The sequence below is a fragment of the Marinobacter alkaliphilus genome, from assembly GCF_055394375.1.
In genome coordinates this window covers 2,838,111-2,849,975 of record NZ_AP043751.1, presented here as the reverse complement: position 1 = coordinate 2,849,975, position 11,865 = coordinate 2,838,111, and the positions used below count along the sequence as shown (strand labels likewise).

The following is an 11,865-nucleotide window of genomic DNA, read 5'->3' as shown; positions in this document are numbered from 1 at the left end:
ATCGAGGGGAAATAAGGCGTCAAGCATGCAGAGAGTTCAACGCTCCCAGCAGTTCATTGATCCGCTGACCTGTGAGTGGTTTCTGAAACACCGCTTCGACACTGCGGCGCTCCAGCAAGTCCTGCACGTCGGAACTGGCGGAGGCGGTCAGGACCACCACGGGCATGTCGGGTTGCTCCTGGCTCAGCCAGTGAATCAGGCGCACGCCGTCCATTTCAGGCATCGCGAGGTCCGTGACCACGGCCCGAATGTCGGCCCTGCGCTGAAGGAGGTTGACGGCTTCCTCCCCGTTCGCAGCGGTGTAGACGATTCGTCCCGTCTTGGAAATAACCTCCCGAAGCATGCTCAGCAGGAACGGGTCGTCTTCAACCACCAATAGGGGACCTTCGGGTAACCGGCTTCTATTCGTCTGCATAACCTTTCTCCTGCCAACTTTGCGTTGTCTGCTCGCCTTGCGGCTTGCTGAACGCGAGCGGTTTGAAATGCAAATGAAGGGAATATCCCTTGCCCACATCCGCGGTGATCTCTGCCTGCCCTCCCCACTCCGACATGGATTTCACCGTACCGAGGGTTTCTTCGATCGGGTCGTCACTCGTCAGCAATTCGGCGACGGGTTTGGCCAGAATCCGGTCCAGGGTGCGCTGCGGTAGGCCATAACCCACGTTGCTGAGGGTGAGACTGACCACTGAGTCGGGCTCGGATCGCTCCTTCACCGACACCTGCAACTGGGAGCCCGGAGACGCATCGGACACCAGCAGGTCCAGCACGCGATCCATCAACGCTGACAACTCGTCAGCGACAGCACCCACCAGCGAAACCACGTACGGCAAATCCCGCAACACGGTCAGCCGCTTCTGGCGGATGCTCTGCTCTTTTTGATTCAAAGTTTTGTTGACCGCCCGCAACAGATTGATCGGTTCTGCCGATTTCAGTCCCGTGGATTCCTCGCTCACAGCGACCTGCCGCTCGATGTCGGCAACCGCCGCTTCGAACCGGCTTGAGAGCTGATTAATCTCGCCCAACAACCGTTCGCCGGAGGTCCCGTTCTCCAGATCCGGGGCGGTCAAATGAGCCGCCAGCGTGACCCGGGAAACCAGGTTGCGCAGATCCAGAATCAACTGTTGCAGGAGATCGTCCCGGCGTTCGAGCGCCGCCCCGGCATGACTGGTATCGGTAATTTCGAAAGACAGGCCCAACAACTTGAACGGCTGCGCCGAGTTGGCGACGCGAATGGCATCAAGACTGTTCTGGGCCGTGCTGATGGGACGAATGGCCAGCATCAGCTCTTTGTTACTGGCCACCGCCCGAACGGGCAGCCGCACTTCGGCCCGTTTGAGCGTTACGTGCCTCAACTGGCGGCGCGCGTTGTCCTGGGTCAGGCCGCAAAGAGCGCTCAGGAAATCGAGGGCCGTCAGCTGATAGACCGCCAGGTTCGCCTGACCCGCAATGTCCAGAGCCCTGGCGTTGGCCTGAAGGACCTGACCGAACAGGTCATACATGATCGCGCCCGTTTTTAAGCTGTCGTAGACCGCTTCCAGGGACGCCATCCGATTGCCCAGGAGCTCCAGCGCTGAGCGCAGCCGTTCCGGATGATTGCGTCCCACTTCCAGCGCCAGGATGCGGCGACCGAGTCGCCGCTCACGCTGCTTCTCCCGGGCCAGCTGCTGGCGATGGTAGAGCAGTTCGCCAATCTGAAGAGCGAAGCTGGCAATGTTGCTTTCAAACGCTTCCCGGCTCCAGCTGTCGTCAGGCCTGACCGTCAGCGCCCAGAAGCCGAGCACCTCACCGGCAAACATCAGCGGCGTCAGGTATTCCAGTTCCTCGTCATCGGTAAACTCGAAATACGGCCTTTTTAATTGCAACGGTTTACGACGCTGCAGAGCATCGCTGTACGGCACCCGCTCGTAATCCCGACGTTGCTCGCGAATGTCGTCGATACTGCAGTTAATCGATTCGATCTCGCGTACGCGATGGTCACCCTGCACTCGCTCGAGGAGGATGGAGCGCTCAAGGTTAAGCTGCTGCCGAATGAACACAACCAGTTTAGGCCACGGCGAGGAGCTCTCATTGAAGGCTTCCGGAATGTAGCGTTCGAACAACGCAGCGTTTGTGGTGCCCAGCATCTCTGTGACCGTGCGATCCTCTGTGGCCCTCCGCGCCTGATAGACAAACAACAGCGATGCAAGCTGTACCACCGTTAGATCAACCACGGGCAACAGGGTCTGGAAATACTGAACGGAGAACCAGCCAGCAATACCCACAAAAACCACCGCAACCAGCGAAAATACGACGCCAATCACGGGCGACAGCCACTGGAATACCAGAAGATTCACCAGGAACAGAACAAGAATGAACGTTACTTGCCACAGTGGCTGCGGGAGGTGAAGCCCGGCATCGGCTTCGGCCGTTGCCCATGCAAGGCCCTGAATTTTGAGCGCGCTCAGGTGTTCTTCTGTACCCGGCACCGGAAATCCCGGCGTCAGGTTCGACCTGGTGGGCCCAAGAAGCACAACTCGGTCTGACACCACCTCGGGAATCACCTCGCCCGCAAGAACCTGCTGCTGGCTCACGATCGGCAGACCGTTCCGAAGGAATCCGAAATTCAGATACAAACGCTCGCTGGCCGGTGCCGCCTCTCCCATCAAATCACGGAACCAGGGCGTCGGAGTAGATTCGTCCGACTTATCGATATAGCGGAAATAACCCGCCTCGAAGCGCGGCGCGACCATCCACGGACCGCCCTCTGGCGATGCAGTTTCGTCAGGGAACTTGGACACGATGACTCGTTCGGAGAGCGAAGCGGGAAGGTTCTCGGCAGCGGTTGTCAGGGCTCCGGGCAACACAACCGTGTGTCGGGCTCCCAGACGATCCAACTCGCCAATCAGGCGGTTCAGGGCCTGCGGCTCGGGACGCTTTTCCGGATGTTCGACCAGAAGAACCGCCGGCTCGCGATCCAGGCTGATAGCGCCCATATCAAACAACCAGTCGCTGAACATCTGATTGCCCGATTGCCAGAAGCCCGCTGCAGACGCAACGACCAACAAAACAAACGCCGTTGCACTTGCTAAAATGACTCGCCAGTTTCGAATGTTCGCCATGTTTACCGTATTAAAATTTTAGATCAATTGTTCATCTATTTAGCGCGGGCACACGGGCGGGGCGATAATTGTTGAAATCGAAACCGCGTGACCGCAGGCCAATGCCTCTGCGCGGGCAATCTGCTTGTCTGCACACTTCTACTACGGATTGAAAGGCAAAAAAGTTGCACGTACTTCAAATCTATCTTTGGCGGGGGCCCGGATTGACATGTCCAAGCAAAAACTCAACCGCATGATTACTCTAAGGAGGGTCTGAATAACCGGTGATTTTTGCCGATGCTGGTTTTAGCCTGCAAAAAATCGAAAATTCAGACGCTATTCTCCCGCTATTTGGGTTTTTTTGCCCGTTTCCCGCCATTTTGGCGGAAAACAGGCGCACTGGCCCTACGCCAGCGTGTATTTTTCACCAATCAGCAGGTTGCTGAACGCGGCCAGCAAATGCAGCCGGTTGTTGTTCTTGGCCAAGCCGCGATAGCGGACTTTGCGGTAGCCGAAGACCTGCTTGATGTACCGGAAGGGATACTCGACTTTGGCGCGAACACTGGCTTTGATTTTCTCGGCTTTCAGCTTGTCGGCGGGCACGACGTCATGAACGTTGGCCGCAGTCGTATCGATGCTATGAATCAGACCCAGCGTGTCGTCGACACCAATGTGCATTTTCATGCCAAAGTGCCATTCGTTGCCCTTTCTGGTCTGGTGCATTTCAGGGTCGCGCTTGCCGGTGCTGTTCTTGGTGGAGCTGGGAGCAGAAATAATGGTGGCATCTACGATGCTGCCTTCTCGCAGCATAAGGCCATTTTTCTCCAGGTGTTTATTCACCTCTTTAAACAGCACCTTGCCCAGACCGTGTTGCTCCAGGAAATGCCGGAAGTTGAGAATGGTGGTCTCATCCGGCAAGCGGTCCAGTTTCAGGCCGGCAAAGTGCCGCATGGATTCGATCTCGTAGAGGGCATCTTCCATGGCCGGATCGCTCAGGTTATAGAACAGCTGCATGCAGTGGACTCGCAGCATGGCAGACAGCGGATACGGAGGCCGTCCGTTCTGGCCCTTGGGGTAATAACGGGCTACCTTCTTCTCCAACTGCTTCCAGGGAATCAGCTTCTCCATCCGTTCCAGAAAGATCTCGCGACGGGTCTTGCGCTTCTTGGTCTGGTACTCGGCTTCGGAGAAGGTGATCTGATCCATGGTGGCAACGAATCCTATGCGGTTGGCGATGACTGCATTATCGCTGACTTCGAGACTTATTCAGAGTCTCCCTAACCCTTTTAGATAGGCATGCAATGTATTATACGATGCACTCTAACAAAAGTTCAACTGATTTATCGATGCTTTCCGTCGTCACACCATCGTAACGGAATTGCCACAAAGGAGTATTAGGCTACCTGATAGTCGGTTTAACTATGGTTATACGATATGAAAGGAATTCACATGAATTATCAGAGACGACGGTTTCTGCAGATACTGCTGGTGGGTGGCTCAACCGTGGCAGTGAGCGCTTGTGTGGGAGGATCCGGCGGTGGCAACCCACTTAACAATCCGCCTGCACCGAATCTAAACCCGGTACCCGACCTGGGCGACACACCCGCGGACATCCTGGCCATGGAACTTCCGCTTTCTCCCGGGCCTCTCATGAGCATTGGCCCTCTCGAAAACAGTGGGGTTGACGGCATTCTGATTCCCCCAGAGTTTGAGATCCGTCGAGTTGCCGTCTCCGGGCTTACAAGCTCCACGGCAATCCCTCTGCCTTCACTGGGGATGATCAATTACCCATGGCACATCTTTCCGGATGGCGGCGCGGTATTTGATCTTGATGACGGAGGATGGATTTACGTCAGCAACAGCGAAATCACTCCGGCGGGCGGCGTCGGCGTACTGAGATTCAATCGTGATGGACAGATCACAGACAGCTACCCCATCCTTCAAAACACCCGCCAAAACTGTGCTGGTGGCCACACGCCCTGGCAAACCTGGCTATCTTGTGAAGAAGTTCCCGACGGCAGGGTTTACGAATGCGATCCTTTGGGCACACCGGATACCGCAAGAGAACTCCCGGCGCTGGGCATTTTTAACCATGAAGCGGTTGCAGTCGATCTCACAACGAAAACACTCTACCTCACAGAAGACTCGGGAAGCGGCCGGTTGTACCGGTTCAGGTCCGGCGGTATGGCCGTATCCATCAATGGAAAGCCGGGGCTGGATATGGATAACGGAATCCTGGAGGTCCTGGAAATTGAGGGCTTCGAAGCCGGCGCATATCAACAAGACCTGGCCGAAGCCCGAACGGTGAGGCGGGTTCGCTGGGTACCCGTTCAGTCCCCGGACCGACCTCAGAGCCAGGTCCGTTCGGAAATCGAGATTGCTACTGGCGCCGGGGCCCCAGGCACTGTTTTCAAAGGCGGTGAAGGGATCTGGCTTCAGGAACTGCCGGAAGGCCAGCGACCGCAGGTGAGCGGCGCGAGCAACCCGCTTCGTGCGGTGGTCTATTTTGCCTGCAAAGGTGACAACCGAGTGTACGCCCTGGACATCGATAACGACTTGATAGAGGTTGTATTCGACAACGAACAACTGATCGCCCCCGACACCCCGTTCGATGATGTTGATAACATCACCATATCACCCATGGGTGATGTCATTGTCGCCGAAGACGGCGACGCTATGCGACTGATGGTAATGAACCCCAATGGTCCGTCAAAAATCCTGTTGCAGATACCCGGTGGCGGCAGTGAACTGACTGGCCCGGCGTTTACCGGTAATGGTCGGTTCCTCTATTTCAGTTCTCAAAGAGGCAATGCAGCAGGCCCCGGGATTCCAGGGCTAGGCATAACCTATGAGCTGACAATACCAGAACGTTTTCGAGCTGGTTGATTTCTAGGCAGCCAGATAATCGCCACAGGCAATTCCCGGGGTGTGCGGGTAAATCTCACACGCCCTGATTCTGCGCATTGCTTTTTGGGGACGAGATCGAAAGGCCAACAGTCTCTGGAACGGCTGCTGTGGGTTAGTGAGGTAAAAATAAAATGGAGGCGCGGGTCGGAATCGAACCGGCGTACACGGAGTTGCAGTCCGCTGCATAACCACTCTGCCACCGCGCCGGGTAAGCCTGGATTCTGGCTTATGCTCTCAGGAGGCGTGAGAGACTTGGAAATTGGAGCGGGAAACGAGATTCGAACTCGCGACCCCAACCTTGGCAAGGTTGTGCTCTACCAACTGAGCTATTCCCGCTCTTCGTCTGGAGGCTTTGCCTCGTCAACGGCTGCGTATTCTACGGATTCCGCCGGGGGCGTCAACACCTTTTTTTCAAGTTTTTGTTTTTACGGCAATTGTGAACAAACTTTAGCCAACACCACCGCTTTTTGTCATTTCCGGCCAACCCATCAGAACCGTTATCTGCGCAATGGTTTATCGCCCCCACATCTTTCAGAATCCATGACACCCAATCACATTATCAGGCAGACCAATACCATGCGCGTTCCCGCAACCGTCATCGCTACCCTCTTTACCCTGTCAACCATGGTGGCCAGCCAAGCATCTGGCGAAGGATGGACGCCCAAGCAGCAAGGCAAGGAACGGTCTGACATCAACACCTATGTCAGGACCGTTTCGGATACACCAATCAAACAGTTCCGCGGTGTGGTTGAAATCCAGCACTCTATGGTGGCTGCGCTATCGGTGATTGATGACATCTCCCTGTGCCAACAGTGGATCTACAACTGCCAGGAAGCCAACTACCACGTTACAGATGACGGTGAGCGGCTACTGTGGATGAAATTTGATGGCGTTTGGCCAGCCTCAGACCGGGATGTGGTGATGAAGTCCGTATTCCTTCAGGACGAACCGGGTGGCGCTGTCACGGTGCAATCCACGGGCCGCCCGGATGATGCCCCGCAGCAATCCGGTTACGTGCGCATCCCCATGCTGGATAACAGCTTTTTGGTAGAACCGCTTGAGGATGGCTGGATACGGGTAACATTCACCACCCATATGGATCCGGGAGGTCTGGTGCCCGCCTGGGTGGCCAATATTGTGGCTACCGATGCACCAATTCGAACACTGGAAGGGTTAAAACGGATGATGGAAACATCACCCTATCGTGACTATTCAACGAGCGCGCCGCCGAAAGAATTGGTCGAGAAGCACAACCTGCGCTTCCCGACCGGCGATTCCTGAGCTACCTCAGCTATTGCCACCACGGGCTGCGCGATTTCCGGCAACCTGGGTAGCACTGTCACAATTCAGGAAACTGGAGGTCTGCAGCCAATCCTGGTCCGGGTAGTATTTGAAGACCAACTGGCCACCTTTGAGGTTGTCCACCACGGTTTGCACCACTTTCTGGTCTACCGCCGGGCAGCCATGACTGCGGCCGATGCGCCCGTATTGGTCCACCCAGTTGCTGTTTACATAGTCTGCACCATGAATCACGATGGCCCGCTGCCTTGCGAGATCGTTAATGCCTGGCTCAAGGCCGTCCAGTCGCAAGGAATAGCCGTGCATGCCACGATAGGATTCACTGGCCTTGAACAACCCCAGGCTCGACTGGTAGCTGCCCTCAATATTTGAGAAGGTGGTGGCTTCCTCGTTGCCGGAGTTTCTGCCGTGAGCAACCAGGTCCCGCAGCAGTAAATCGCCCTGCTCCAGATCAAAAATCCACATCCGTTCCTGGCTCGAATGCAGTGAGAAATCAATCACTGCAAGCCGTTCTGGCATGGCAACGCCGTTGGCGATGGCGCAGTGTGTGGCTTTGAAGGCTGCCTCAAGCACTTCCGGGTTCAGCTTGGGTGCAACACTGGCGAGACGGGCAAGCAACTGGTCATCCAATGACTGGGCCTGGGCCGGTATGGAAATGGCTAAAGAAACCGCCAGGCCGGAAAACAATGAAAAAACGCGTCGATTGTGATGCTTGGGCATGCACGTTACCTCAGGATTCAGGAAGATAAGCTACCTGCTTGAAAAGATGCCTTATTCTAACAGAGAATTTTGAGACGCCGTTCATTCCGTACAATTTTTAACCGTTCCCATACAAATCGTGGGCGCTTGATCCTCCCTTCCCGCCGCATAACAAGACCGAAACGTGACCGGTCCGATCACCGGCAAGGTTACGGAAAACCAAAGATACTGGCAGACCCGTTCCGGAATCTTTAAGCTTGAGACTATCTTTTCTGCATACCGGACAAGGATTAACGGCACCTGTGGCGACTGATTCCGGCTATTCAACGACAGCACACCGCGACACCCCCGGTAACCTCGTCTGCAATGGTGACAACCTGACCGTATCCGGCAGTTGGACACTCTCCCATTATTCGGTGCTCAACCAGCAGGTAAACGAGGTTCAGGCCAGGGATGCCACGATCAACAACATTGAGTTCGACAAGCTAAGCCGGGTAGATACGGCAGGGGCAGCGCTTATCGCCCGATTAACAGGCCCGGAACAGGCACTGAGGTTTCTGCAGAATGCCAACCTGCCAGATGAACAGCGGGAACTTCTGATCACCGTTGCCGAGGCGATGGCAGGCGCACCCTGGCAGCCCGCCCGGAAAAACGCTCTGCTGGACTTTCTGGCCGACGTCGGAGAGAAGGTGACCGCCATTGCCCGCCTGATATGGATGCTTACGGGATTTATCGGTCAAACCCTTGCCACCCTGTTTTATATCCTTCCCCGGCCCCGCCGCTGGCGCATCACTCCGTTTGTCGCGGCAGTACATGATACCGGGCTGAATGCCCTGCCCATTGTTGCCTTACTAACTTTCCTGGTGGGCGCCGTTGTCGCCTTTCTGGGAGCGACTGTGCTGGAAGACTTCGGCGCGACGATCTATACCGTCAATCTTGTGGCATTCTCTTTCCTGCGGGAGTTTGGCGTTCTGCTGGCGGCCATTTTGCTCGCCGGACGCACCGCCAGCTCCTTCACCGCCCACATCGGCGCTATGAAGGTCAATGAGGAGCTCGACGCCATTCGTACCCTGGGTTTGAATCCGGTGGAACTACTTGTAGTCCCACGAGTTCTGGCCATGATGGTCAGCCTGCCGGTGCTCACCTTCATTGGCATGATCTCCGGAATGGTGGGCGGTGCCGCCGTCTGCGCACTGGTGCTGGATATTCCTCCAAGTCAGTTCATGGCCATCGTGGAGCGGGATATTGCCCTGAAACACTTTCTGGTAGGTATTGGAAAAGCCCCAGTGTTTGCCTTCCTGATTGCGGTCATTGGGTGTCTCGAAGGCTTCAAGGTGGCTGGCAGTGCCCAGTCGGTGGGCGAACACACCACCTCCAGTGTGGTTCAGTCGATCTTTATGGTGATCCTGTTGGACTCCATAGCGGCGTTGTTTTTTATGGAAATGGGCTGGTAAGTCATGCCGGAGTTGAAACCACAGAAAGGCCACAGCCCTTCAACACCGGTGATCCAGGTGCGGGGACTGTGTAACCGTTTCGGTGATCACGTGGTCCATGAAAACCTGGAGCTGGACCTCTTTCCCGGAGAGATCCTTGGGGTTGTTGGCGGTTCCGGCACGGGCAAATCGGTTTTGCTGCGCAGCATCGTGGGCCTCAACACACCTTCAGACGGTCACATTCAGCTTTTTGATGTTGATCTCACAGAACTTTCTGGCACAGAGCGGTCTCTGTATGAGCAGCGATTCGGCGTGCTTTTTCAGGGTGGCGCCCTGTTTACCTCGCTGAACCTGATGCAAAACGTTTCACTGCCACTGGTCGAGCACGCGGGTCTTACCCGAACGGAGGCCGAGGAACTTGCCCGGATGAAGCTGGCACTGACCGGGCTGCCAGCAGATGCCGCCCTGAAATACCCCGCCGAGCTTTCCGGTGGTATGGTGAAGCGAGCCGCCCTGGCCCGCGCCCTGGCGCTGGACCCGGAGGTGCTGTTTCTGGACGAACCCACAGCGGGGCTGGACCCGATCGGCGCGGCAGCGTTCGACGAACTGATCGTGACCCTGAGGAACGCCCTTGGGCTGACAGTATTTCTTGTTACCCACGATCTGGATACGCTGTACACAACCTGTGACCGGGTAGCCGTATTGTCCCGTAAAAAAGTGCTGGTGGCAGACACACTTGAAAACGTCGCCAAGACCGACGACGAATGGATACAGGAATACTTTCATGGCCCCAGGGGGCGGGCCGCGATTGATGCACATAACCGGCTGACCAGACAGGAGCCCGTTTAATGGAGCCAAAGGCCCATCACGTTATTATCGGACTGTTCACGCTGGTTGCAGTAACAGCTGCCCTGCTGTTTGCACTATGGCTGGGCAAATCGACTGCAGACCGCGAATGGGCTTACTACCAGATAGGCTTTGATCACCCGGTGGGCGGGCTGTCAAAAGGCAATCCAGTGTTATACAGCGGCGTTCCGGTTGGCGATGTTCTCGAGCTGTCCCTGGCACCAGACAATCCCGCCCATGTTCGGGTGCTGGTGCGTGTGGATCGCGACATCCCGGTACGGGAGAACACCCGGGCGGAGCTGGTTCTTGCCAATATTACCGGCAGCATGAGTGTCCAGTTCACCGGCGGCACAACCGACAGCCCGGTACTTCAGGGTAACCGTGATAACCCACCGCTCATCAACGCACAGCCATCGGCGTTTTCCAACCTGCTGAATAACGGTGAGGCCATGATCTCCAGTGCAGAACAACTGTTAACCAGCATGAACCGCTTGCTCGCGTCGGAGAATCTGGAGAATGTATCGGCCATTCTGGACAACACACGCCTGGCAACGGAATCATTGCTCGCCAATCGGGAAGAGTTGCTTGCCCTGATGGCTCAGTTCGACACCGCCGCTATCCGCGCCGAGGAAGCCGCGATCAAGGTTTCTGACACATCGGACCGGGCGCGCCAAACCCTGGAGCGGGAAATCGCGCCGGTTCTGGAATCCATGACCCTGGCCCTGTCTACCTTGCAGCCTACCCTGAGCCGGTTGGACCGACTGACCGAAGACAATGAACAGGTGTTGGATGCAGGGATTCAGGGCTTGGGCGAGATAACACCTGTGCTCCGTGAAATGCGCAGTACTCTGAGATCTCTGAATTCGTTTACCCGAAAACTGGATGAAGACCCACTCGGAACATTACGGGGTGGCCCCAAGCTTAAGGAGTTTGAGCAATGATCAGACAACTCTTGAACTGTGTCCTGCTGTTGTCTGCATTTACAATCTCAGGCTGCACGGTTTTTCCACTCCCGGAGCCACCTAGAATCATGGATCTGGGTACTGACGGCGCCCCCACCGTGTTACCACAAACTCACAATGCCAGTCTCCGGGTTGAAACGCCCTTGGCATCAGCCCCGTTCGATGGTTCCCGAATTCTAATCAAACCGACACCTTATGAGTTTCAGGCCATTCGGGAAGCCCGCTGGAGAGACACTGCGCCCATAATGATTCGGGATCACGTCATAAGCCACGTCCGCACCAGTCAGGCATTTCGTAACGCGATTGTCGACACCAGCCCTGCCAACGCAGAACTCACCTTGGTGAGTGAACTTACGGCATTCCACGTTATGCATCAGAACAGTAAACTTCACGTTATCATACGGTTACACACGGAGCTGGTGCAAAATAATCAGCGCGAGAGTATCTGTGTTCGCAACTGGAGCATTACAGAACCGGTAAATGACAGCGGTCATGAAAGTATCGTGCAGGGTTTCAGCAACGCTGCAAATCGTTTGGGACATGACCTGACTCGCTGGATGACCGGCTGCATGGACCAGTCCCGCAATACTATCCATAACTGATTGCCATGGCGTTGGTTCGCCATTAGAATTCCACCGGACT

General features: G+C 55.9%; 10 protein-coding genes and 2 tRNA genes. 6 read left to right on the top strand and 6 right to left on the bottom strand.

Features of this window, described 5'->3' with window-relative positions; genetic code table 11:
* Window positions 1–19: 19 nt before the first annotated feature.
* From ACZ5Q2_RS13030 to ACZ5Q2_RS13020, 3 genes are all read right to left on the bottom strand, one after another.
* Window positions 20–415 carry a response regulator gene (locus ACZ5Q2_RS13030; RefSeq protein ID WP_432210024.1) on the bottom strand — a complete coding sequence of 132 codons (396 nt, stop codon included), beginning with the start codon at window positions 413–415 and terminating at the stop codon, window positions 20–22.
* A complete protein-coding gene (locus ACZ5Q2_RS13025) occupies window positions 402–3,044 on the bottom strand; it encodes a hypothetical protein (protein ID WP_432210025.1) in 2,643 nt (880 codons plus the stop codon). The genes ACZ5Q2_RS13030 and ACZ5Q2_RS13025 overlap by 14 nt, the downstream gene beginning before the upstream one ends.
* Window positions 3,045–3,482: 438 nt before the next feature.
* The gene (locus tag ACZ5Q2_RS13020; protein WP_432210026.1) at window positions 3,483–4,283 is read right to left on the bottom strand and encodes an IS5 family transposase; all 801 of its coding nucleotides are present in this window, start codon (window positions 4,281–4,283) and stop codon (window positions 3,483–3,485) included.
* Between the two features lie 243 nt (window positions 4,284–4,526).
* Between ACZ5Q2_RS13020 and ACZ5Q2_RS13015 the strand changes: the two genes are divergently transcribed.
* Window positions 4,527–5,963 carry an alkaline phosphatase PhoX gene (locus tag ACZ5Q2_RS13015; protein ID WP_230714259.1) on the top strand — a complete coding sequence of 479 codons (1,437 nt, stop codon included), beginning with the start codon at window positions 4,527–4,529 and terminating at the stop codon, window positions 5,961–5,963.
* 153 nt (window positions 5,964–6,116) lie between these two features.
* On the opposite strand, the gene ACZ5Q2_RS13010 is transcribed toward ACZ5Q2_RS13015, so the two are convergent.
* Together ACZ5Q2_RS13010 and ACZ5Q2_RS13005 are read right to left on the bottom strand one after the other, a co-directional pair.
* A tRNA-Cys gene (locus ACZ5Q2_RS13010) sits at window positions 6,117–6,190 on the bottom strand.
* Window positions 6,191–6,244: 54 nt separating this feature from the next.
* Window positions 6,245–6,320, bottom strand: a tRNA-Gly gene (locus tag ACZ5Q2_RS13005).
* Between the two features lie 240 nt (window positions 6,321–6,560).
* Between ACZ5Q2_RS13005 and ACZ5Q2_RS13000 the strand changes: the two genes are divergently transcribed.
* Window positions 6,561–7,265, top strand: coding sequence for an START domain-containing protein (locus ACZ5Q2_RS13000; RefSeq protein WP_432210027.1), 705 nt, complete (start codon window positions 6,561–6,563; stop codon window positions 7,263–7,265).
* A gap of 6 nt (window positions 7,266–7,271) precedes the next feature.
* Here the strand turns inward: ACZ5Q2_RS13000 and ACZ5Q2_RS12995 are convergent, their stop codons facing one another.
* Window positions 7,272–8,003: a murein L,D-transpeptidase catalytic domain family protein gene (locus tag ACZ5Q2_RS12995; protein WP_106695845.1), complete on the bottom strand. Its 732-nt coding sequence runs from the start codon at window positions 8,001–8,003 to the stop codon at window positions 7,272–7,274.
* Between the two features lie 281 nt (window positions 8,004–8,284).
* Between ACZ5Q2_RS12995 and ACZ5Q2_RS12990 the strand changes: the two genes are divergently transcribed.
* From ACZ5Q2_RS12990 to ACZ5Q2_RS12975, 4 genes are all read left to right on the top strand, one after another.
* Window positions 8,285–9,436, top strand: a complete 1,152-nt coding sequence (locus tag ACZ5Q2_RS12990) for an MlaE family ABC transporter permease (protein ID WP_413774339.1) — start codon at window positions 8,285–8,287, stop codon at window positions 9,434–9,436.
* A 3-nt stretch (window positions 9,437–9,439) separates the two neighbouring features.
* Window positions 9,440–10,264 (top strand): ABC transporter ATP-binding protein, encoded by an 825-nt coding sequence (locus tag ACZ5Q2_RS12985; RefSeq protein ID WP_230714255.1) that lies wholly within the window; start codon window positions 9,440–9,442, stop codon window positions 10,262–10,264.
* Complete coding sequence (locus tag ACZ5Q2_RS12980) at window positions 10,264–11,202, top strand: MlaD family protein (protein WP_106695847.1); 939 nt, start codon at window positions 10,264–10,266, stop codon at window positions 11,200–11,202. Before ACZ5Q2_RS12985 ends, ACZ5Q2_RS12980 begins: the two co-directional genes overlap by 1 nt.
* Window positions 11,203–11,291: 89 nt before the next feature.
* Entirely contained in the window at window positions 11,292–11,825 is a 534-nt protein-coding gene (locus ACZ5Q2_RS12975) for an ABC-type transport auxiliary lipoprotein family protein (protein WP_374786569.1), read from the top strand.
* Window positions 11,826–11,865: the final 40 nt, after the last annotated feature.

Bases quoted from the DNA above. Each gene is read 5' to 3' on its own strand.
- ACZ5Q2_RS13030 (WP_432210024.1), bottom strand. From the start codon at position 415: ATGCAGACGAATAGAAGCCGGTTACCCGAAGGTCCCCTATTGGTGGTT.
- ACZ5Q2_RS13020 (WP_432210026.1), bottom strand. From the start codon at position 4,283: ATGGATCAGATCACCTTCTCCGAAGCCGAGTACCAGACCAAGAAGCGC.
- ACZ5Q2_RS13015 (WP_230714259.1), top strand. From the start codon at position 4,527: ATGAATTATCAGAGACGACGGTTTCTGCAGATACTGCTGGTGGGTGGC.
- ACZ5Q2_RS13000 (WP_432210027.1), top strand. From the start codon at position 6,561: ATGCGCGTTCCCGCAACCGTCATCGCTACCCTCTTTACCCTGTCAACC.
- ACZ5Q2_RS12995 (WP_106695845.1), bottom strand. From the start codon at position 8,003: ATGCCCAAGCATCACAATCGACGCGTTTTTTCATTGTTTTCCGGCCTG.
- ACZ5Q2_RS12985 (WP_230714255.1), top strand. From the start codon at position 9,440: ATGCCGGAGTTGAAACCACAGAAAGGCCACAGCCCTTCAACACCGGTG.
- ACZ5Q2_RS12980 (WP_106695847.1), top strand. From the start codon at position 10,264: ATGGAGCCAAAGGCCCATCACGTTATTATCGGACTGTTCACGCTGGTT.
- ACZ5Q2_RS12975 (WP_374786569.1), top strand. From the start codon at position 11,292: ATGGATCTGGGTACTGACGGCGCCCCCACCGTGTTACCACAAACTCAC.